At 39.7% G+C, this 22885-nt stretch carries 15 protein-coding genes, 6 tRNA genes and 1 other RNA gene; 14 read left to right on the forward strand and 8 right to left on the reverse strand.

The features are described 5' to 3' along the window. Positions 1-2 precede the first annotated feature (2 nt). Positions 3-599 carry a DUF2726 domain-containing protein gene (locus tag ACTRWE_RS10490; protein ID WP_013464137.1) on the reverse strand — a complete coding sequence of 199 codons (597 nt, stop codon included), beginning with the start codon at positions 597-599 and terminating at the stop codon, positions 3-5. Between the two features lie 102 nt (positions 600-701). Continuing rightward, positions 702-1622 carry a GTP cyclohydrolase FolE2 gene (folE2, locus tag ACTRWE_RS10495; protein WP_024601258.1) on the reverse strand — a complete coding sequence of 307 codons (921 nt, stop codon included), beginning with the start codon at positions 1620-1622 and terminating at the stop codon, positions 702-704. 207 nt (positions 1623-1829) lie between these two features. On the opposite strand from folE2, the gene arcB reads away from it, so the two are divergent. Further along, positions 1830-4148 (forward strand): aerobic respiration two-component sensor histidine kinase ArcB, encoded by a 2319-nt coding sequence (gene arcB / locus ACTRWE_RS10500; protein ID WP_013464139.1) that lies wholly within the window; start codon positions 1830-1832, stop codon positions 4146-4148. A 7-nt stretch (positions 4149-4155) separates the two neighbouring features. On the opposite strand, the gene arcA is transcribed toward arcB, so the two are convergent. From arcA to trmB, 4 genes are all read right to left on the reverse strand, one after another. Beyond that, positions 4156-4872 carry a two-component system response regulator ArcA gene (arcA, locus tag ACTRWE_RS10505; protein WP_008110444.1) on the reverse strand — a complete coding sequence of 239 codons (717 nt, stop codon included), beginning with the start codon at positions 4870-4872 and terminating at the stop codon, positions 4156-4158. Between the two features lie 459 nt (positions 4873-5331). Next, positions 5332-6936: an ATP-binding protein gene (locus tag ACTRWE_RS10510; RefSeq protein WP_462879971.1), complete on the reverse strand. Its 1605-nt coding sequence runs from the start codon at positions 6934-6936 to the stop codon at positions 5332-5334. Between the two features lie 183 nt (positions 6937-7119). After that, positions 7120-8145, reverse strand: coding sequence for a methyltransferase (locus ACTRWE_RS10515; RefSeq protein ID WP_024601261.1), 1026 nt, complete (start codon positions 8143-8145; stop codon positions 7120-7122). A 36-nt stretch (positions 8146-8181) separates the two neighbouring features. Next, positions 8182-8907: a tRNA (guanosine(46)-N7)-methyltransferase TrmB gene (trmB, locus tag ACTRWE_RS10520; RefSeq protein WP_024601262.1), complete on the reverse strand. Its 726-nt coding sequence runs from the start codon at positions 8905-8907 to the stop codon at positions 8182-8184. Between the two features lie 150 nt (positions 8908-9057). On the opposite strand from trmB, the gene mutY reads away from it, so the two are divergent. Both mutY and ACTRWE_RS10530 read left to right on the forward strand, forming a co-directional pair. Next, positions 9058-10119 carry an A/G-specific adenine glycosylase gene (gene mutY, locus ACTRWE_RS10525; protein WP_090494637.1) on the forward strand — a complete coding sequence of 354 codons (1062 nt, stop codon included), beginning with the start codon at positions 9058-9060 and terminating at the stop codon, positions 10117-10119. 33 nt (positions 10120-10152) lie between these two features. Continuing rightward, positions 10153-10425, forward strand: coding sequence for an oxidative damage protection protein (locus ACTRWE_RS10530; protein WP_013464143.1), 273 nt, complete (start codon positions 10153-10155; stop codon positions 10423-10425). A 57-nt stretch (positions 10426-10482) separates the two neighbouring features. On the opposite strand, the gene ACTRWE_RS10535 is transcribed toward ACTRWE_RS10530, so the two are convergent. Then, positions 10483-13266: an ATP-binding protein gene (locus tag ACTRWE_RS10535; protein ID WP_462879972.1), complete on the reverse strand. Its 2784-nt coding sequence runs from the start codon at positions 13264-13266 to the stop codon at positions 10483-10485. A 306-nt stretch (positions 13267-13572) separates the two neighbouring features. Between ACTRWE_RS10535 and ACTRWE_RS10540 the strand changes: the two genes are divergently transcribed. The 9 genes from ACTRWE_RS10540 to ACTRWE_RS10580 all read left to right on the forward strand — a co-directional run bounded on the left by ACTRWE_RS10540 (position 13573) and on the right by ACTRWE_RS10580 (position 20400). Continuing rightward, positions 13573-13648 (forward strand) — tRNA-Phe (locus ACTRWE_RS10540). Between the two features lie 72 nt (positions 13649-13720). Beyond that, positions 13721-13796: transfer RNA gene (locus ACTRWE_RS10545), tRNA-Thr, on the forward strand. A gap of 48 nt (positions 13797-13844) precedes the next feature. Then, positions 13845-13920 (forward strand) — tRNA-Phe (locus ACTRWE_RS10550). 59 nt (positions 13921-13979) lie between these two features. Continuing rightward, positions 13980-14055, forward strand: a tRNA-Thr gene (locus ACTRWE_RS10555). Positions 14056-14096: 41 nt separating this feature from the next. Beyond that, positions 14097-14172: transfer RNA gene (locus tag ACTRWE_RS10560), tRNA-Phe, on the forward strand. 86 nt (positions 14173-14258) lie between these two features. Next, a tRNA-Thr gene (locus ACTRWE_RS10565) sits at positions 14259-14334 on the forward strand. Positions 14335-14717: 383 nt separating this feature from the next. Then, complete coding sequence (locus ACTRWE_RS10570; RefSeq protein ID WP_462879973.1) at positions 14718-16127, forward strand: TolC family protein; 1410 nt, start codon at positions 14718-14720, stop codon at positions 16125-16127. Then, positions 16124-17320 carry an efflux RND transporter periplasmic adaptor subunit gene (locus ACTRWE_RS10575; protein ID WP_350608476.1) on the forward strand — a complete coding sequence of 399 codons (1197 nt, stop codon included), beginning with the start codon at positions 16124-16126 and terminating at the stop codon, positions 17318-17320. Before ACTRWE_RS10570 ends, ACTRWE_RS10575 begins: the two co-directional genes overlap by 4 nt. Continuing rightward, positions 17317-20400 (forward strand): efflux RND transporter permease subunit, encoded by a 3084-nt coding sequence (locus ACTRWE_RS10580; RefSeq protein ID WP_033102606.1) that lies wholly within the window; start codon positions 17317-17319, stop codon positions 20398-20400. Before ACTRWE_RS10575 ends, ACTRWE_RS10580 begins: the two co-directional genes overlap by 4 nt. A gap of 146 nt (positions 20401-20546) precedes the next feature. On the opposite strand, the gene ssrS is transcribed toward ACTRWE_RS10580, so the two are convergent. Then, positions 20547-20730, reverse strand: a non-coding RNA gene (gene ssrS, locus ACTRWE_RS10585) — 6S RNA. Between the two features lie 225 nt (positions 20731-20955). Here ssrS and ACTRWE_RS10590 point away from each other — a divergent pair. Then, positions 20956-21519, forward strand: coding sequence for a UPF0149 family protein (locus tag ACTRWE_RS10590; RefSeq protein ID WP_008110427.1), 564 nt, complete (start codon positions 20956-20958; stop codon positions 21517-21519). A gap of 36 nt (positions 21520-21555) precedes the next feature. Then, complete coding sequence (gene pepP, locus ACTRWE_RS10595; RefSeq protein ID WP_462879974.1) at positions 21556-22878, forward strand: Xaa-Pro aminopeptidase; 1323 nt, start codon at positions 21556-21558, stop codon at positions 22876-22878. The last annotated feature ends 7 nt before the right edge of the window (positions 22879-22885 follow it).

The raw sequence follows: 22885 nt of genomic DNA on the forward strand, positions 1-22885 counted from the left end.
GATTATATTTCAGCAAGGGCTGTTGATTGTGCCTTTGCTTGAGAAGGAGACAATACCGCAGGTTTATGAACTCTAGCACGCGTAGGTCGTGAAGGTTTAGATGCCGCTGGCTTACCTAATTTAAACATAATTGCATCGCGTACTTCGCTTGGGCGGTAGCCTGCCTTCACTTTCATACGAATATGTGGAATACCTGCGGCTTCCAATGCGCCATTAACAAACCAGTCGCGCTGTGCTTTGTGGCCATCTTTATTGGCGTTATTAACTAAGTCAACCGCAGCTACTATGGTCATTTTTTCTTTATCTACTAAAACAAAGTCGAGCTGCTTATTTTTTGCTTTAGCCATTGCCGCACGTTTAGATTTAACAGACAGGCCTTGTTTACAGTCAATCACATCGATTAGTTTAACGCGACTAACAATTTTATATTGATCGCCAACAGCGCGCTCTAATAAATTCAGAAACGCCCCTTCTACTTGGGTAAATACACTTTGCTTACGAGTAAAAGGATAAGGGTTTCCGCCGTCATCATTAAATTTTGACGCAACGACAGATGCCCCAACAACTAGCACTAATATTAATAATAAAGCGAATTCCATACGGTAACTCCATAACAACAAATTGACACTGCTTTTCTAAAGCAATTTATGTGCCCAAATAGTTGTTATGGTTGTTTTATTAACGAATGGGGATGAGCACTATTATGCTTTATAGCCGCCTTCAATACCTTTTACGGCAATCGCAACTGCATCATGAGCATGTAAAGACTCATAATGGTTAATTTGCAGGAAGTAATCGCTAAACTCTTTTGACTCTAACGTCGTTTTAATTTTTCGTGCTGCGTCTTCACAAAACATTAAATTTTGACCGTTTAAGCGAGCAAACTCTTGTTCGTCTTCACGTTTTACCGCAGCTTGTACTGGTGTTTTTAGCTCATCTTCTAGTAAGTTTATTAAGTTAACCACATCAAACTGTTTAATGTTATTTGCTAATTTAACTTTAACATTAGCAATTGAACGCTGTGAATGCGGGGTTGCTACAATGCCTTGAGTTGTTCCAAGCCACTCTAAAACTTCTGATTGAGTGAGTGTTTCTTGAGAAAACTTTTCGCTGAATGCGTTTTGAATTAATTGGCGAGCCAGTGCTGCAGAGCAGGGGCAAGTTGATGAATAAGTCACATCAACGCTGAGCTCAAAACTAATAACGCCTTGATTTATAGTGCTGGTAAGTACAATGGGATAGCTTTTCCAACCTGCTTTACCACTAAGTAATGACTTACGGCGTAGCGGCAATTCAAATTTAAATTCAATGTGTGCTTTATCACTTAAGCCTTCATGACTGGTGATAAAGGTATCTAAGGCTTGTGCTAAGGTTTGTGGATTGACCTGTTGCTCAGTTGAGAGGTGATCCAACGCTAAAAATAGTCGCGACATATGAATGCCTTTAGCATCTTCTTTGTGTAAATTAACAAAGGCGCGTGCTTTTGCATTAACGGTAACTGGAGCTAAATCAAGAGATTCAAAAATAAAAGGCAGCTCTATATCGCCCATACCTACCCAGTCTAATTTACCTGTTTGTAATGCGGCAGCCGTGTTAGCAATATCTGGCATAGTTTTTTGCATGATACGTTACTCGTTATTTGCAATATTTAAAACGCCGCATTTTACACTAAATAAAGATTTGCTGAAATGCAGCAAATAACACCAAACATGAAATTTTATTGTTTTTGTCGCACAACATGAAAATAGCTGATAGAAAATGCTAAAATTAGCCTTTAACCTTGAAAGGTCAACAGACCCTAAGCATTTAGCTAAGAGAAAAACTGATATATGACTGATTCTTCTTTGAACCCGTGGGTTCGAGTTCTTTCCAGTTCAATAACTCGTTTTGGTGAGTTTAAAACTGCTGCTATTTGCTATGCATTATTACTAACAATATCGCTGGTTTTATCAAGTATGTTTTATTACGTCGCCATAGGCGAAGTAAACTTGGTTGATATACTGGCCGTAGTATTTTTTACCTCGGTTGTTTCTCCTTTAGTTATCAGCATATTATTAAACTCTATTCGGCAACTTGATGCCTCTTATGCTTATTTAGATAGTGCCACAAAACAAGAGAAGCTTTTAAATCAAACCCTCAAAGACAATATTAACCGCTTAAATATTGAAATTGACGAACGTAAAATGGCTTTTCATGCCAAACATCGAGCAATAGAAGAGCTCAGGCGTGAAATTGCAGAGCGTAAAAAAACACAACAAGAACTCGCACAGCAAGGCATGTTACTGCGCTCAATTGTAGACTCCTCGCCGGATTTATTTTATTACCGCGATAACAACGGGGTGTTTGCCGGTTGTAATAAAATGTTTGAAGAGGTAATGGGCAAAACCAGTGGCGAACTTATTGGTAAAGCCGCAGAAGAAATATTCCCAAGCCACTTTTTATCAGAAGTACTCAGAACCGATGAGCAAGTTGAGCGCACTCACCAAGGTTTAACTATAGATGTGGAGTACTCAGTAAACGGTGAAATTAGGTGGTTTGAACTCAGAAAACTCCCCTTTATTAATGAACAAGGGGATTACATTGGTTTACTTGCGTTTGGCCGTGATATTACCAGTCGTAAAGAAGCTGCGCAGGCACTAGAAACAGCTTATAAAGATAAAGGGAAATTTATTGCCACATTAAGCCATGAGTTACGCACACCGCTTAATGGTATTGTGGGCTTAACGCGCATGCTACTGGATACCGAATTAAACAAACAGCAACGCAGTTGGTGTAATACCGTGTTTTCAAGCGCCGAAACGCTAGGTAACATATTTAACGATATTATAGATTTAGATAAAATTGACCGTGAGCAGTTAGATATTGCCGCCAACGAAATTAATGTTTCGGACTTTATCAACGATGTAGTTAACTTTGCAGGCCTTATTGCTGAGCAAAAAGAGCTTTCGTTTGAAGTGAAGCGTTCTGGCATGCTTGACATATATGCTTTGCTTGACCCGACTCGTTTACGCCAAGTGGTGTGGAACTTAATTAATAACGCCGTTAAGTTTACTCAACAAGGGAGCGTAATCTTAGATTGTGCCAGAGAAAACCGTGAAGATGGCCCTTGGCTTATTATTAAAATACTCGATACCGGTGAAGGTATTCCACAAGAGCAACTAACACGCATTTTTGACATGTACTATAAAGCGCCAGATCTTAAAGGCACCAATGCCATAGGTTCAGGTATTGGCTTAGCTGTCACCAAAGCGTTAGTAAGCGCAATGAAAGGCACAATAACGGTTAATAGTACCCCAGGAGAGGGCAGCTGCTTTACGGTACAAATTCCGCTGAATTTATGTAGTGCACCTACCGAACATAGTTATGTTGGGCGTAGCTTATATATTTTATTAGTGGAGGATGTGCCACTTAATGCTGAAATTGCTACTAACCTACTAGAGCAACGTGGACACGAAGTGCTGTGGGCTGAAACGGGTGAAGATGCTTTATCGTTTGTCGAAACTGAAGATGACTTAGATTTAGTATTACTTGATATGCAGTTGCCTGATATTAATGGTGACGAAGTGGCAAGACAAATTCGCGCTCAAAGTCATTTTGATCAGCTACCAATAGTGGCATTAACGGCCAATGTTCGCAGTGCTGAAGAAGAGCTTGAGGGTATATCTATTCAAGGCGCACTAGCTAAACCAATAAACACAAGCAAGTTAGATAATATGCTCGCTGAACTCTTTGGCATTAAGCAAGCGCAAACCGAGGCTCCTCAACGAGTGGTCAATCAAGCGTTATTAAATCAAATTAATACTGACTTGTTGGATGTTGAAACCATTGAAGACTTTGTAAATTCGATGGGCGTTGAAGTATTTAAACGCAGTAGCCAGTTGTTCGCAAAGCTAAATCCGCAGTACCAACAAGAGCTATTAGCTTCGTTAAACGCTGCTGATAGAGAAGAGTACAAATCGGTTGCGCACAAATTAAAAGGTGCCGCTGGTTCGGTGGGTCTTAATGATGTTCAGTTGCATGCAAAGCAAATGGAGCATGGGGCGCTGGAGCAAAGTGATGAAGTGTTAGCTGTGTGGCTTGAGGAGTTAACAGATAAAATAAATGAAGGACAACAGGCCCTTCATTTATTTTTACAGCAATTAGAGTAATAACTAATTAGCTGTCGATTTTACCAATGAAACGGTAACCTTCACCATGGATGGTGCTGATTAACTCAGATGTTGAGTTGTCGCTTTCAAAGTGTTTGCGGATACGACGAATTGTTACGTCAACCGTACGGTCGTTAGCGCGGAGCTCTCGGCCAGTCATGTGTTTAATTAGTTGCTCACGGCTAAATATACGACCCGGAGAGTCAAGCATTAAACGCAGTGCTCTGTATTCGCCTTTAGGTAGACGTTTCGCGTCTCCGTTTGGAGAAGTAAGGCAACGACTGTTTTCGTCAAGTTCCCAACCGTTAAAGGTGATCACGCCATTTGTTTCAATAGCAGACTCTTCACCACCTAATGCAGTACGCGTAATTAAGTTACGAGCACGAATAGTTAATTCACGCGGGTTGAAAGGCTTAGTAATATAGTCATCAGCACCAATTTCAAGACCTAAAATACGGTCTACATCGTTGTCACGGCCTGTTAAGAAAATAAGACCAACTTTGCGTTTTTGGCGTAATTCGCGAGCTAAAATAAGCCCGTTTTTACCTGGCAGGTTGATGTCCATAACTACAAGATTGACGTCATCGTTATTTGTAAGCTTATCATGCATATCATCGCCATCAATGGCTTCAATAACTTTGTAACCTTCGGCTTCAAATAAACTAACGAGGTTTAGTCTAGTTACGTCTTCATCCTCTACGATCAGAATGACTGGCGTTTGCATTTTTAATTAACCTTTTTGGAGTGTGTTTTATTTTAAAATCGGTGTGATCATCAAAACCGACTACTAGAATTATAGGATTATATCTAAATGTTAACAAGTAAAAACAAATTAGATAAAAACAGCTGCGCGCCCAAACCTACTTTGACGTATTATTAAAAACCGCGGCTTAATTGATACTTAACGTTGGATGTATAATTTGAATTATAAAGTCGAAGCCATTTCCCTTTAATAATTGATACATCCATCAACCACCTAAAGATACTTAAAATAATCAGACTAATTCAAAACGAAATTATATCACTTTACAATTTTTCATCAATGTATGTGATATGTTAAACACAATTAAGTTCATTAATTGTGTGAAAATACAGCATTAATGATACAACTGTTCAATGAGTGCTGTCATAGTATGGTCATAAAGTCGTAATTCAAGAGTAGACAACGGATTTATTTCACTTTTTAAAATAGCGTAATAATAAATCGTGCTCCTGATTGATACTCAGTATCTAACACAATTTCTCCAGCCAAAGCCTGGGTCACTAAGTTGTAAACTAAATGCATGCCTAATCCACTGGCTCCTTGACCGCGTTTTGAAGTAACAAAGGGGTCAAAAATTTTCGCTCTTATGTTGCTCTCTACACCTAGGCCGTTATCGGTGTAGGTAATTTGTGTTTTTGTGTTTGTTGCCACAATATCAATTTGCACTACATTGTCACCGCCAGCTACAAATCCGTGTAGTAAGGAGTTTAAAATTAGTTGATGGAAAACTTGCTGCAGTGGCCCTTTTTTACTTTCAACGGTTAAATCTGCTGGACAATTTATAAGAACTTTAGGATTTTTTATTCTTAATTCTTGCCCCATAGACAATAATGTATCGTTTATGAGCTGCTGTAAGTGAACGGTGCTAGTGATTTCATCATCTTTGATCACGGCCACTTTTTTAAAGTTAGAAATAAGCTCTGCGACACGGTTTAGACTACTGTAGATGAGGTCTAAGTTTTCAATGCCATCGTTAGTAAATTGTTCAAATTGACTCGCAGTTAGTGATTTATTATGAAATTTAACCTGCAGTTCCGCGAGTTTATCCCGCAATAGAGTAGAGCCTGTAATACCAAGTCCAATCGGTGTATTTACCTCATGGGCAACCCCTGCCACCATTTGCCCCAATGAAGCCATTTTTTTGTTTTCGACAATTTGAGTTTGGTATTGGTGCATCTTTTCCAGAGTGGATAACAGCTCTTTATTAGCCTCTCTGAGTGCGATAGTGCGTTGACTTACCTTCTCTTCAAGGTTTGAGTTTAGCTGCTTAATTTCTTGTTTATCTTCTTCATGGCGTTCTATTTGCCTTTGTGTACGTGCAAGCATTACATTTAAGCTATTAGAAAGCCGAGTTATTTCAGTTAGGTTCGTTAAAGGCGCACGTGCATAGTAATTATGTTTTTTAGCTATGTTTTGCAGTAACAAGCTTAAGTTTTCTATTGGGCTGGCTATCCTTTTTTGTAGCCTTATAATAATCAAAGAGATGAAGATAAGTATTAAAGCGATAATGGCAATATCAATTATAATTTTTTTAGTGATAAGCTCATTTAAGTTATCCAAGCTGCCCCTAATATACACATAACCAAGTAACTGATCATTATTGAGTATTGGAGTAATGTATTCAATAAACTCATCACCTACTTGGGGTTCTATAAAGTCGTTAATACTGTCTGTTTTGATTGGTACAGGTGGCGATTTTCGGGCATTAAAACTGGTAAAAAATACTGGTTTTCTTGTTTGCTCATCTAGCGCATAAATATGTAAGTTTGTAACCGATGAGACTTGTTGAAGAAGCTTTAACCGCCTTTCTTCTGCAGGTCTATTTTTATTTAGTAATGACGGCATTGCATCAAAGGCAATGATCTCAGACACCAGCACAAGTTTACTAATCAGCTGCTTTTTTTGCTCTTGTGTACTTAAGTAAGTAGAAATAGAAAGAGATAATAGCAAACAGATGGCTGTTATAAGCATGATGGTTTTAAACAATATGCTACGAATGCTATTTTGCTCTACAGTTTTAGGCATTGCGAGAGGGTCATCCGTGTCAATTGTGAATGTAATAAATACTAGTTTAGCAAAAACAGGAAAAAGTGAAGCAAAAAGATTAGCTTAATTACACTATTTATTCTTAATTAACCTACGTCATAAAGTAAATATGCGGCTAATATACCGCATATTTATGTTTTGATAGGGGATTAATAATAAGTTTCAGCTACTGTATACAGCAAACTTATTATTCTTAAACACCGTTTGATAACTATCAAATTGGGCTTCTAAAATAGGTGGATATTTTAAAAAGCTATTAGCAACAATAGTGAGCTTACCTGTTTTAGTTAGGTGCTGTTTGGCATTATTTAAAAACGATTCGGCCACTGTGTAGTCGGTCGCAATACCGGTATGAAATGGTGGGTTACTAATAATTAAATCAAACTTACCTGCAATGCTGTTTAAACCATCGCTCAGTACGGCTTCACCATTAACGTTATTAAGTTTAAGCGTTTGTGTTGTTGCATAGGCAGCCAGTGCGCTTACATCACTACATGTAAATGTAAGAGCCGGATTTTTTAGCCCTAAAAACGTAGCAATAAGCCCCGCGCCACAACCAAAATCAAGAACGTTACCGTGTTTTATATTTGGTGCATTTTCTAATAGCATTTTAGTGCCTGCATCAAGGCCGCCATGGTTAAACACGCCAGGAATACTTACAGCAGTAAACTCAATATCACTTACGTTGACCACAAACTCTTTGTGGTAAGTACTAATATCAAATGTTGAATTCAGGGTTATTTCTGAAAATGAATATAAAACGCAGTGTTTTGCAGAGTCAATTTTATTACTAAACGCCGTTTTATTGGCGAGTTGCTTTTCAATTGATTTTACACCGCTTTTGTTTTCGCCAACGACTAGCAGCTCAGCTTCTTTACTTATCACTGCGCGTATGTTGTCTAATGCCATTAATAGCTCGGGCTTAGACTTGGGGTAATAAAGAATTACTAAATCATATTCACCGGCGCTAATCGTGTGATTAACTTCTACATTTATACCCGATATGTTTTTAGCAAATTCACCATTTGCATGGTTATAGCTAAAAGCCGTTATTTTACTTTGTGGGTTGAGCGTTTTTAGCTCATTTAAAAAGCCATCTTGAACAAAGTTGACCACCAATATTGATTTACCTTTTAGCTCCTCGCTGTTGCGAAGTAATAATAGGCTCGGATTGGTTAATACGCTCATAAATGGCTTTACCTTACTTGATTATTTAATTAACGGTTATTTAGTACGTTCGAACATTAAATCCCATACGCCATGGCCTAAACGATGGCCACGTTGTTCAAACTTAGTCAGCGGACGTAAATCAGGACGAGGTACATAGTCGTTAGTCTCTGATTGGTTTTTGTAACCAGGTGCTGCTTGCATTACTTCAAGCATATGCTCTGCATAGTTTTCCCAATCGGTTGCCATATGAAAAACGCCGCCAATTTTTAATTTAGAACGTAGTTTTTCTGCAAACTCAGTTTGTACAATACGGCGCTTATGGTGACGCTTTTTGTGCCATGGATCAGGGAAGAACAATTGTAAGGTCGATAAGCTTTCATCACTTATACAATCTGCAAGGACTTCAACGGCGTCGTGTTCAAATACACGAAGATTAGTAACGCCTGCTTCGTCGGCATCCATTAAACACGCGCCAACGCCTGGGCGATGTACTTCTATACCGATAAAGTTAAGATGTGGTGCGTTTTTTGCCATTTCAACCAATGACTTGCCCATACCAAAGCCAATTTCTAACACTACATCATTGTCATTGCCAAATACTGCGTTTAAATCAAGTAGGCCGTTTTTATGCTCAAGCCCCATTGTTGGCCAGCATTTTTCGATTGCAGCGGCTTGGCCTTTGGTTAATCGGCCTTCGCGTTTTACAAAACTACGAATAGTGCGGATATACTTACCTTCTTGCTTAGCTTGCTCAAGGTTGTTGTTACTTGATTCACTCATATTATTGGCCTGACAAAACAATGTGTTTAAAAATGGTTGCGTATTATCCCTGACCCGCGCGGGGTTGACAAGCTCTAGGGCGTTATAGCTTGATCTTTTCAACAACTACAATAGACTGAGCCGCCATTAAGCATTAGTAAAAAAGTAAATATGTTGGATTTAAAAAAGCAGCAGTCTGATTGGTTTTCTAACCAAGTAGTTGATTGGTATCATCTCCATGGGCGCAAAACATTGCCATGGCAATTAGCTAAAACACCTTATAAAGTATGGGTGTCTGAGGTGATGCTGCAGCAAACCCAAGTTGTGACTGTTATTCCTTATTTCGAAAAGTTTATGCAAAGCTTTCCCGATATTATTGCTTTAGCAAATGCTGATGAAGATCAGGTTCTGCATCACTGGACTGGTCTAGGTTACTATGCACGCGCGCGCAACTTACATAAAACGGCCAAAATAGTGCGAGACAAATATCAAGGCCAGTTTCCCAGCACGCTTGAAGAGGTAATGGATTTACCCGGAATAGGACGCTCCACTGCCGGTGCTGTTTTATCTTTATCTTTGGGGCAACATCATCCTATTCTTGATGGCAATGTAAAAAGGGTGCTTGCACGATTTTTCATGGTTGAAGGTTGGTATGGCGTCAAAAAGGTAGAAAATCAGCTGTGGCATTTAAGTGAACAACTCACCCCTAAAAATAATGTGACTGAGTTTAATCAAGCTATGATGGATTTAGGGGCAAGCCTTTGTTCACGAAGTCGTTTTGATTGTGAAGCATGCCCGTTAAAAACACAATGTGGTGCTTTTAATGCGGGTAAGGTTAAAGAGTTCCCACATTCTAAACCTAAAAAAGCAGTGCCTAAAAAAAGTTGTCATCAGTTAATTATTAAACATAACGACAAAGTACTCATGGAAAAACGCCCAAGTAGCGGTATTTGGGGCGGATTATTTGGGTTTTTTGAATTTAATGAGCACAGTGAGCTCGACACTTTTTTAGCACAGCAAGGGCTAAAAAGTGAGCTTGAGATATTAGCGCCTTTTAGCCATGTGTTCTCACATTTTGAGCTAACCATAAACCCACATGTGCTCAATGTTCAGCAAATCCCTGATGTGGTGAACGACAAGCAATTAATATGGTATCCACTTGATCAATCAATAGAGGTGGGTTTAGCTGCACCGACTAAAAAGTTGGTTAAACAAATGAGCCCAATAGGTTAAACTAGCAGCATTTAGCGTTAGAGAGAATAAATCATGGCACGTACTGTATTTTGTCAAAAGTTACAAAAAGAAGCTGAAGGCCTTGGATTTCAACTTTATCCTGGGGAAATTGGCGAAAAGATTTTTAATAATATATCTAAAGAAGCATGGGGACAGTGGCAGCATAAACAAACGATGCTGATCAACGAAAAGCATTTAAATATGATGGACCCAGAACATCGTACCTTTTTAGAAGAGCAAATGGTTGGCTTTTTATTTGAAGGAAAAGAGGTTGAGATTGAAGGCTATAAGCCAGTAGAAAAATAATCGTTAAAAAAGGGCTAAAAAGCCCTTTTTTGTTGTGCATACCTATGAACAGTTTAGTTAAATCAAGTCATCTTGTTGATCGTGGTTTCTAATTTGTTCTTTTAAAAATTGTGCTGCTCTTGAATATTCAATTTCGAGCTCATCTCTCATCTCAATTAACTCATCGGCATTGATTTCATCAGCCTTACACTTATCCTCAAATGACTGCGCTAAATCAGCCACAATATTAGCCCCCACTGTTTTTGATATAGATTTCAATTGATGGCAGGCAGCTATAATTTCACTTTTACTCTTTTGTAGTACCGCAAAGTTGATTGATTTAATTTGTTCTTGGCTTTGCTCTAAATACATTTTAAAGAAGCGAATTTTTTTAGCATCATCGCCATTTATATATTTGTTGGCAGACTCCATGTTAATAGGCATGGCTGGCTTTTCAGCTGAGCTAATTTGTTTTGGCTGTTTATTATCTATATCGCTCCATTGATTTAATATGTCCTCAAGCGTATTTAACTCAATCGGTTTAGTTATAAAGTCATTAATTCCCACAGCTAAACAGCGCTCTCTTTCGCCTTTTAAGGCATTGGCTGTTACAGCAATAATATAAGGTTGAGCGTCGATTGCTTCTAACAGTGCCGCTTCTTCTCTAATCTTTTCAACCATATCGTAGCCAGACATTTTCGGCATATGTAAATCTGTTAGGATGAGCGAATAGCTGTTTTTACGCCACATCTCTATGCCTTCCTCACCATTATTCGCTACTTCCACACTATACCCTAATATATGTAACTGCTCGGTAAGTACTTCTTGGTTTAATAAGTTATCTTCTACCAGTAAAACAAGCCTATTTGCAGCGAGTGCTTCTTCTGAATTTAAGTAATGATTCATGCTTTTAGCTTTTTTTATTTGCTTAGGTTTATGTAAGCCCGCCGCAACCAAAATTGAAAGCATAAAGTTAGATTTACACAGTGGTGAAGCATTAATATAAAAAATATTTTCATGATTAATAACGGCTTCATCTAGCTTACTTAATACCACCATTTGCTGATTATTATCTTCTAGTGAGTAAAGTAAACTTCTTAGCAAAGTGCTAATACTGCTCATGTCGTCAATACCATCGACAACCCAAATAATATCTTTTGTGTCTTGATGATCTTCTATATCTTTTTGCTCATGGGCATAGGTTATTTTGGCACCCATGAATGACAAGTAACGATAAATTACCTTGCCGCGTTCAGCATTGTCACTAACAACAACAACATGCTTATTATTGAGTGTATTTTTATGAGCAAATTCAGTTTTACCTGCCGTTGAAAAAGGCAGTTCAACGGTAAACTCACTACCAATCCCCTCATGGCTTGTAACATGTATAGTACCAAGCATTAGCTCGGTTAAGCTTTTACAAATTGAAAGCCCAAGTCCTGTACCGCCAAATTCTCGAGTAATTGAGCTTTCAGCTTGAGTAAACGGGCTGAATATTTTCCTTAATTGAGACTGACTCATTCCTTTACCGTTATCAACTACACAAAAACGGAGTGTAAAATGATCGGCAGTGTTGTGTGCAACTTCAACCGATATTTTCACCCTACCTTGAGTAGAGCCGTTAGTGCTGGTAAATTTAATGGCATTGCTACATAAGTTATAAAGTACTTGGCGAACCCTGACTGAGTCGCCGATAAGGTTATTAGGAATATCGGGTGCAATTGATAAATCGAGTTCTAGGTGACGGTTTTTTGCAACAGACGATAACACCTTTGCGACTTCTTCTAGCGTATCTGCAACAGAGAAGGGAGTCGGGTCTATATTGAGCTTTCCTGCTTCAATTTTAGAAAAATCCAAAATATCATCTAAGATACTGAGTAACGAAAATGCAGATTCACGAATAATTGTACTTAAACGTTGCTGTGCACCATCAAGTTCTGTTTGACGAAGTAAATCAATGGTACCGATTACGCCATTCATTGGTGTTCTTATTTCATGACTCATAGTGGCTAAAAAGGTGGTTTTAGTTTCACTGGCTTTTAGCGCTTTTTGCGTTTGTTTCTCTAACTCAAAGGTTCTGCTTTGTACTTCTGTTTCAAGGCTTGTTTGTAATTTTTTTAACTCTTTTTTTGCCGCTTGATCGTCAGCTTGAACCTTACTCACCTTTTTGAGTAATAAATTAACTTGTTGAGCTACCGTTTCTAAACCACCCTCTAGTTGCTCATTTAGGGTGCTTTGATAGTTATCATTTTGCGTAATTTCTTTTAGTTCTTGAGTAAGTGAATCTGTATTTTTATGTAATCGATTGTTAATGTGTTTATTCAACATGAATGCTAATACAAACAGCACCACCAGTGCAGCAAAGGCTACAACATAGGCATTTAGTGGTGAGTGTTGATTTGATGGTGTAACTGAGGACTGTGTTTGCTTAATAATAAGCTCTCCAATTATCTGCCCCTCTGATGAGATTAAATGATGAAGAGTATTTTGTTCTTTAATATGTTTATTAACAGCTAAAGGCGCAATTGCTTTACTGTTATTGCTATAAACTAACTCGGCTTGATTATTGGCATTAAAACGGTGGAGCGTATATTTATAATCATCATTGAGTAAGGTGGTCATATCGAGTAATTGCGTGACCTTGTCTTGCTCGTATATTGTTAATGCTTCTGCTAAAGGCTGATCAAGACGCTCAGCAAGTTTTGTTAACGATAAAGTAGAGGTTGGAGCAGATGCATTGTTATCAGCATTACTTTGTGAATAAAGCACAAAGGCGACTACAAATAATGCGGTTATTATAAGGTTACTAACTAAGAATAAAGGTAGTAGGCCTTTTATTGCTGAAGAGGGCTTGCTCTGCATGAGTTTTCCTGTGGTCTTATTATTAAAACGGTAAGCCTGTACCGAAAGTTATTATTCAATCGTAACACCTAAAAAAAATAATTCACTACGTTTTTTAAACTCTTTTGTTGGATAAATACACTGTATTAACGAAAATAGCCTCGAGTTGTTTGAAAACCGTTCAAACGATTATAAAGAATAAAAAAAAAGTTGACTTGTAGGGGCAAAACTCGTTTAATACGCCGCACGCCCAGATAGCCAGTCAGTAGAGCTAGCTGGGAATTGCATTAAAAATCCGTTAAGATTTTTAATTAGCACTGTTTAAGTGCCTCGATAGCTCAGTTGGTAGAGCAGAGGATTGAAAATCCTCGTGTCCCTGGTTCGATTCCGGGTCGAGGCACCATTATTAAAGTAATAGTGTTTCAAATCATAAGATTAAACGTTATTACACGTGCCTTAGCACACAGTTTAGTGTGCCGACTTAGCTCAGCTGGTAGAGCAACTGACTTGTAATCAGTAGGTCAACCGTTCGACTCGGTTAGTCGGCACCATTTATAAAAGTGAAATTGCTAAAAGCAGTTCACTAGCACTGTTTAAGTGCCTCGATAGCTCAGTTGGTAGAGCAGAGGATTGAAAATCCTCGTGTCCCTGGTTCGATTCCGGGTCGAGGCACCATTTATTAAAAGTTATCAATCTTTAAAATTGATAAAGTGCCTTAGCACACAGTTTAGTGTGCCGACTTAGCTCAGCTGGTAGAGCAACTGACTTGTAATCAGTAGGTCAACCGTTCGACTCGGTTAGTCGGCACCATTTATTTAAATAGTTAATTTAACTATTTGCACTGTTTAAGTGCCTCGATAGCTCAGTTGGTAGAGCAGAGGATTGAAAATCCTCGTGTCCCTGGTTCGATTCCGGGTCGAGGCACCATTTATTTTAAAACCTTGCTTATGCAAGGTTTTTTTTTAAGTTATCAATCTTAAAGATTGAACGCGCCTTAGCACATAGTTTAGTGTGCCGACTTAGCTCAGCTGGTAGAGCAACTGACTTGTAATCAGTAGGTCAACCGTTCGACTCGGTTAGTCGGCACCATTTACAATGTAACTAGAAAAAGAAACTGTAATCAGTAGTCTGTTCAAGTTATCCGTCGACTCGGTTAGTCGGTACCATTTATACAAAGCCTCGCATATGCGGGGCTTTTTTGTTTCTAAGTTTTTTCTATCCTGCTCTATTTTTCCAGCACGTCATAAATAGTAAGTCCCTCTGTCCTTTTCGTACCGCTTTGAGAACTTTATTCAGCTTTTTTGGCTAAAAATTAGGTTGTTTATTAATTTGTAATCAATATGTTAATACTTGGCGTATCTACGGCACTTATAATTTCATCGCAAAGTATGTAATGTTATGTAAAGTCAATTGAGCAACGTTTGCTAAAGTGCTTGAATAACATTCATAAATAGCATTAATCAGGTTTAAACATGATGTGGCAATATAAGCCACCTTTATTGGCAATAAGTATTATGCTGCTAAGTGGTTGTGCGAGTAACTTAAACCCGCAACTACGTGAGCAAGCACCGAATACACTCCCAGATCAGTGGCAACAAACAGCTGTTGAATCAGTAGTTGCTGTCAACGACACATGGTTTAATAAACTTGCTTCACCAACAGTAAAGCAGCTAGTTACTCAAGCGCTAAAAAACAATCAGCAACTATTGCAAAACCGTTTTGATGTAGAAATACAAAAACAGCAATTAATTGTCACCGGTGCCGCTTTATGGCCCAGTTTAGATATTTTAACGCGAGTAGGGCGAAGCAAAGATAATCGTCCGGTTAGTTATAATAACTCAAGCTCTGTATCGTTAGAGTTAGGTTATGAAATTGATTTATGGGGTAAACTCTCTGATGCAAAGCGTAGAGACAACCTCAACTACCTTGCTCAGCAAGCTCGCTATGAGCAAACTAAACAACAGCTTATTGCAGATGTTATAACAAATTGGTTTAACTTAATCAGTGCAGAGCAATTACTTGATTTGTTTAAGCGCAGAGAAGCTAACGCCCAGCAAAACCTTGAGATTATTGAGTCGGGTTATCGCCAAGGTTTAAATGAAGCGTTAGATGTTTATTTAGCTCGCAATGAGTTAAACAATGAACGCTCCCGTATAGCAACCCAAAAAGCAAATTTGACTCAAGCTGCACGTAGCCTTGAGCGTTTATTGGGGGAGTATCCAAAAGGATTGATAGCAGCGAATAACGACCTACCTGTAATTAATGACGACATTCCTCTTGGTTTACCGTCGGAGCTTATTACTCGCAAACCTGCGTTGCGTGCTAGTTGGTATCAGTTATTAGCCAGCGACGCTTCGCTTGCGTATGCGCATAAACAGCGTTTTCCGAGTTTAAATTTAGCGGCAGGTTTAAGCGATAGCACTAACAGGGTAAGCGACTTATTTTCTGCTTCAAGTTTTGCGTGGTCACTTATTGGTAGCATTTCAGCGCCTATTTTTGACGCTGGGCGACTCGCTGCGAACGAGGAAATAGCCAGTTTACAAACGCAAAAGCAAGAGCAAGCCTATCTGCAATCATTATATGATGCATTTGGTGATGTTGAAAATGCTATTACCCAACAACAATCTTTAAAGGCACGCTACCAAAGCACCTTGCAGGCACAAGAAAATGCCTTAGCAGCAGAGCAATTATCGTTTGAACAATATCAAAGTGGTTTAGTGAGCTACACCACCGTATTAGATGCACAAGCACGCTCGTTTGATGCACAAAGTTCACTGATTGAAATTAAAAACCAACTACTTACAAATCGCATTAAATTACATGTTGCTCTTGGGGGCGACTTTGCAAAATCAAGATCCGCACAGGATGAGCAAGCACTATGAAACTCAACAAACAAAAAATCATTGTTCCCGCTGCTATCATTATAGCGACCATTTTTTTGGTGATGTTTATTAAAGGAAACCCGCCTAAAGCATCACGTTTTTCAGCACCGCCAAAAGCAAAAATTAATGTAGCGGTAAAACCATTGCAGTTAATTGACTACCCCGTTGAAATTGATAGCTTTGGTACGGTTAAACCACGAACTCAAAGTATGTTGGTGGCTCAGGTTTCTGGGCTGATTATTGATATAAATGAGCAGTTCCGCGAAGGTGGTTTTTTTGAAAAAGGCGACATGTTACTACAACTGGATGATCGTGATTTAAAAGCGGAAGTTAAATCAGCACAAGCTAATTTGCTCAATGCCGAGCAAAACTTACTAGAAGAGCAAGCGCGAGGCCGACAAGCGCTTACTGATTGGCAACGTTTAGGCAATGAGTCTGAACCGAGTATTTTAGTACTTAGAAAGCCACAGCTAGCAGCAGCGCAAGCACAGGTTTTGTCAGCACAAGCACAATTGGAAAAAGCGCAACTAAATCTAGAACGTACTAAAATTAAAGCCCCTTATGCTGGGCGAGTATTAAACCGCAGCGTTGACTTAGGTCAGGTGGTATCTAACAATATGCAGTTGGCGACAATTTATGCAACCGACAGTGTTGAAATACGCTTACCGATAAAGAATAAAGATCTGCCTTTTATTAATTTACCTGAGCAATATCGAGATGGTGCTAAAAATCAGCGTGGCTCAGCGGTTAATTTCACTTCAGATTTAATTGGCGAGCAACAATGGCAAGGCCAACTTATTCGTACTGAGGGCGCAATAGATGAAAGTGCTCAGCAATTGTATGTGGTGGCTAAAATTAATGACCCTTATAAATCAACCAGTGATAATCAATACCCAGTGAAAATAGGGCAATACGTTAAAGCTAAAATTAATGGCAAAGTCGCCTCTCAGGTACTCGTTATTCCCAATAGTGCGATATATCAAGGCAGTTATGTTTATGTGGTTGAAAATGGCACACTACAGCGTAAAAATATTGCTTTAGCGTGGCAAAATGCGCTGCAAGGCATTGTGAGTAAAGGTCTTGAAGCGGGTAGTCAATTAGTGCTGACGCCACTGGGTCAAGTGAGTTCAGGTACGCCAGTGCAGATAATGGATGCGACTCCTAAAGCACAAAAACCAGGAGAGCAGCCATGATCGCTTGGTTTACACGTAACCATGTGGCTGCCAACTTACTGCTAATTAGTATTGTGTTGGGCGGCCTATTCAGCCTGTCTTCTAAGTTACCGTTAGAGGTGTTTCCCTCGTTTGTTTCTGATCGTATAAATATTAGTGTGAGTTTACGTGGTTCAACCCCAGAAGATGCTGAAAAAGGGGTCACCATACGAATAGAAGAAGCATTACAAGATCTCGAAGGTATTAAACAAATATCGAGCCGCTCTTCTGAGGGGTCATCACAAGTGAGCGTTGAGGTTGACACTGGCTACGACGAGCGTGAATTGTTAGCGGATATAAAGAGCCGTGTCGATGCCATTAATACCTTTCCAGCCGATGCAGAAAAACCAGTAATAGGGTTAATCCAGCGTAAGCGTGAAGTAATAGCAGTCACTGTTTCAAGTGACTACAACGAAAAAGAAACCCTAGAATATGCAGAGCAAGTCCGTGATGAATTACTGCGTATTCCGGCGATTACCCAAGTTGAACTTAGTGGCGTACGTAATTATGAGCTGGCAATCGAAGTAAGCCAAGATACGCTGCGCCAATACGATTTAACCTTGGCGCAAATATCCAGTGCCATTGCCAATTCAAGTTCTGATATTTCAGCAGGAAACCTTAAAACAGAGGGCGGCGATGTACTTATTCGCTCTAAAGGGCAAGCTTACCGCAAAGATGAATTTGCAAGCATTGTGATAAAAAATCAAGCCGATGGCACTATTATTCGCTTAAGTGATATTGCAACCATTAACGATGATTTTGAAGAAACCCCCGTGCGCACCCGCTTTAATGGCAAACAAGCCGCATTTATCGATGTGTACCGTATTGGTCCGCAAAGTGCGATAGAAGTGGCCGATGCAGTTAAAAACTATATTACCAGTGAGCAAGCTAATTTACCGCAAGGGTTTTATTTAAGCTATTGGGATGATGACTCCGAGGTAGTAAAAAGCCGTATTGCCACCCTAACTAGCAATGCTTTACAGGGCGGTATTTTGGTACTGGGGTTACTGACATTATTTTTAAGACCTGCCATCGCGTTTTGGGTATTTATTGGTATTCCGGTTTCATTTATGGGCGCGTTTATGGCAATGGCCGCCTTTGGCGTGACCATAAATGTGATCAGCTTATTTGGTTTTATATTGGTGCTAGGGATTGTGGTGGACGATGCCATTGTTACCGGTGAAAACGTGTATACCCATTTAAAAACCGCCAAATCGGGCGAAGAGGCTGCTATAAAAGGAACTCAAGAAGTAGCCACGCCAGTTACATTTGGCGTGTTAACCACCGTGGCCGCTTTTTTACCGTTAGGTTTTATAGAAGGCGCGCGAGGCGCTATTTTTGCGCAAATTCCGGTGGTGGTTATTCCGGTATTATTGTTTTCATTGATTGAATCTAAATTTGTGCTGCCAGCGCATTTAAAATATATCAAACTGCGCCAGCAAAAAGGCAAAGGTTCTAAATTAGAGCAACTCCAACAACGTTTTGCAGATGGTTTTGAGCATGCCATTTTAAAATATTACCAACCCGTATTAGGGCTAGCGCTACGCAACAAACTGGCCACAGTCAGTTTATTTATGGGCGTGTTTTTAATTATTTTAACCATGATCACCAGTGGTTGGACTAAGTTTATTTTCTTCCCACGTATTCCCAGTGAAACAGTTCGGGTTAATTTAACTTTTCCTGCGGGAACACCGTTTGAAGTCACGAATAAATACATTATTGATATGTCAGATAAAGCCAGAGAGCTTCAGCGTAAGTATCAAGATGAAGAAACAGGGCAAAGTATTATCCTTAATATTCTAGCGAGCACTGGCGGGCGAGGCGGTGCGGCTAATTCGGGTAGTGTGCGCTTTGAAATCACCCCAGCAGAACAACGAGAGTCTGATATTGGTTCGCGTGAGTTGGTAAAAGAGTGGCGGCAATTAATAGGGGTGATCCCAGGGGCTGAAAGTCTCACATTTAGAGCAGAAATAGGTAGAAGCTCAAACCCAATTGATATTCAATTATCGGGTAATTCCATAACCACACTGCAAACAGTGGCTGAGCAAATTAAACAACGATTGGCCACTTATCCAAGCGTGTTTGATATTGCCGATAGCATGTCTGATGGTAAAGAAGAGCTACAAATAGAGCTAACAGAGCAAGGGCTTGCACTTGGATTAAATAGAGTTGATGTATCAAGACAAGTGCGTAACTCGTTTTTTGGTGTACAAGTACAGCGCATTCAACGCGGGCGTGATGATGTGCGCGTTATGGTGCGCTTACCTATAGATGAAAGGCGCTCAGTTGCTGATTTAAAAGATATATTAATACAAACGCCTAATGGTGGGCGAGTGCCGCTGTCACACGTGGCCACTTTAGTACCGGGTCAAAGCCCATCAACCATTACCCGTATTGATCGTTACCGTACACTTAATGTGTCGGCGGATGTAGAAAAAACCGATACCAATATGACCGTGCTTCAAGCTGATTTAAAAACCTACTTAGATGAACTGGTGCAACAATACCCAGGTGTAAGCCATTCATTAGAAGGTGAAGCCAAAGAGCAGCGCGAATCGTTTGGTTCGTTACTGTGGGGAATGGTATTTGTATTTTTTGTAATTTATGGGTTGCTCGCAATTCCCTTTAAATCGTACTTACAGCCACTGGTGGTGATGAGCATTATTCCTTTTGGCATGATTGGCGCAGTAATTGGCCATTGGATCATGGCTATGGAGCTTACCATTATGAGTTTGCTGGGAATGCTCGCGTTAATTGGGGTCGTGGTGAACGACTCGTTAGTATTGGTTGATTTTATTAATAAAAAGCGCAGTGAAGGGCTCGATTTAATGGAAGCTGTTAAAACCGCCGGCGTAGCGCGTTTTCGCCCGGTTATGCTAACTAGTTTAACCACTTTTATAGGTTTAATGCCGCTGCTGTTTGAAAAGGCGACTCAAGCGCAGTTTTTAATACCTATGGCAGTAAGCTTAGGATTTGGGATTATATTTGCGACTTTTATAACCTTATTACTTGTTCCCGTTAACTATATGCTGATGGAGCGCTTTCAAGGTTGGTTTAAGTAGTGTTAGGCATTAAAAAGACAAAGGGATAGGTGTTAGAAATAAGTTTAATATCGGGCTGTGGAAACGCAGTTCGATATATTTAAAGACGAAAGATAGGGAATATTTAGTTATAAAGAAATGCTTGAGAACCTAAGCTATAAAGGAAGGTGTTCCCCGAGAATGCGGTGCCCAGTGTCAGTCCTGAAACCTTGAGGTTTCAGGGCGGAAATCTGCGGTTTACCGTAGGCTTCTCGGTACATGCCGAGCTTGCACAATAGTAAACGAACAAAAATCCTGGTATAAAATTTATCGGCTCAGGGACTTAACCAAGCTCCTGCACCCCAGGGAACAAATTTAGTATATAAGACATATTCCAATCCTTAAACCCCAATTGTAAAAAATTAAACTGTTCGCTCAGTTTTCCTGCAAATTTAATCTTGTATTTACTTTTAAGATTGCTTTTTGAACTCAATTTGCTTTTCAATCGCTTGCTTTTGACCTCAGTCATAGAATTCATTGGAGTTGCTTTTTATCGAGTGGTAGCATTGCTTTAATTAGCAAAGCGAAGACGTCATTATGAATAACTTACCAGATTACGAAAAAGCCCAACTTCTTTTAGAGAAAAATGAAATATTTGTATCACCCGCAGAAGCGCATGGCGTTATTAGCGGCTTACTTGCTTGTGGGCTAAGCATTGACGATAAAGAGTATTTAGGCTTACTGAGCGATGTATTTAATGATGGCGAGTCGTTTAGCAACGATTTAAAACAGTTTTTTGGCCAAATTTATCAACAAGTGGTTGAAAGTTTTAATAACGAAGAGTTTCAATTTGACTTGTTTTTACCTAGTGATGACGAAACACTCATCGATCAGGCCAACGGGCTCGTATCATGGGTAGCTGGGTTTATGTTGGGTTTTGGCTTAAAGCAAAAAGATTATGGCAAGCTGTCGGCAGATGTAAAAGAAGTGATCAGCGACTTTAGCGAGATTACACGCCTAGATACAACCTTTGAAGAAACCGAAGAAGATAGCCAAGCACTGCATGAAGTGATTGAGTACGTCCGCGTATCGGCGTTACTGTGTTTTGCTGAACTTGGCAAAGAGCAAAACCCACAAAGCAATAAAAAAACACTGCATTAATTGAGCAACACAATAAAAATAATGGGTTAGTTATTAATGGTTGAAATACAAAAGTCAGAGTTTAAAGCGCGCCGCGAGCGTTTATTGGCGGCAATGGATAATAACAGTATTGCTATAATTCCCGCAGCAACAGAACTCACGCGCAGCCGTGATACTCATTATCCCTTTCGACAAGACAGTGACTTTTTTTACTTAACTGGTTTTAACGAACCCGATGCCGTGTTGGTGCTTTGCAAAAACAGTGATACACCCTCACTATTATTTTGTTTAGATAAAGACAAACTTGCAGAGGTATGGCACGGCAGACGCATTGGTTTTGAAAAAGCACAAAGCGAATACTTATTCGACAAAACTTATGCACTTAGTGAGCTAAATGAACAATTATTGAATTTGGTGAACGGCCAACAGATTTTATTTTATGCACAAGGGACGTATCCTGCCTTCGACGGCAAAGTCTTTTCAATGCTCAATACTTTGCGTAGTGCCCCCAAAAAAGGCGATACAGCACCGAGTACCCTTAAAGATATTCGTCCGCTATTACACGAGATGCGCCTATTTAAATCGCCAAGTGAAATTAACATTATGCGTGAAGGCTGTGAAATAAGTGCCCGAGCACACATGCGTGCCATGCGCTTTTCCCACGTTGGCGCAACCGAGTTTCAATTAGAGGCAGAGCTTCATCATCACTATGCAATGAACGGTGCGCCATATCCAGCTTATGGCACTATTGTCGGTAGTGGCGATAACGCTAATATTTTGCACTACACCCAAAACAGCGATGTATTAAACAATGGCGACCTAGTGCTGATTGATTCAGGTTGTGAGCTACAAGGTTACGCAGCCGACATTACCCGTACTTTCCCCGTTAACGGTAAATTTAGCACTGAGCAAGCTGCGCTTTATAATATTGTACTCAAAGCGCAAGAAGTCGCTTTTAGCGAAGTAAAGCCCGGTGGCTACTTATCGCAGGCTAATAAATTAGCTATGCAAGTGCTAACCCAAGGGTTACTCGATTTAGGTATTTTAACCGGCGATTTTGATGAGCTAATGGCGCAAGGTGCCTGTAAAGAATATTACATGCATGGTCTTGGCCATTGGTTAGGACTCGATGTTCACGATGTAGGTGGTTACAAGGTTAATAACCAAGAGCGTGCTTTTGAACCTGGTATGGTACTGACCATTGAACCTGGGCTTTATATTAGTAAAGATTCAAACGCACCCAAAAAATACCAAGGCATAGGTATTCGTATTGAAGATAACTTATTAGTAACTGAGTCTGGTCACGAAAACTTAACGATTACCGTGCCTAAAAAAATTAGCGAAATAGAAGCGTTAATGCAAAGCGCTAAAAACGCATAAGCTTGGA

Source organism: Pseudoalteromonas sp. G5_S1_54_S4, assembly GCF_054968565.1.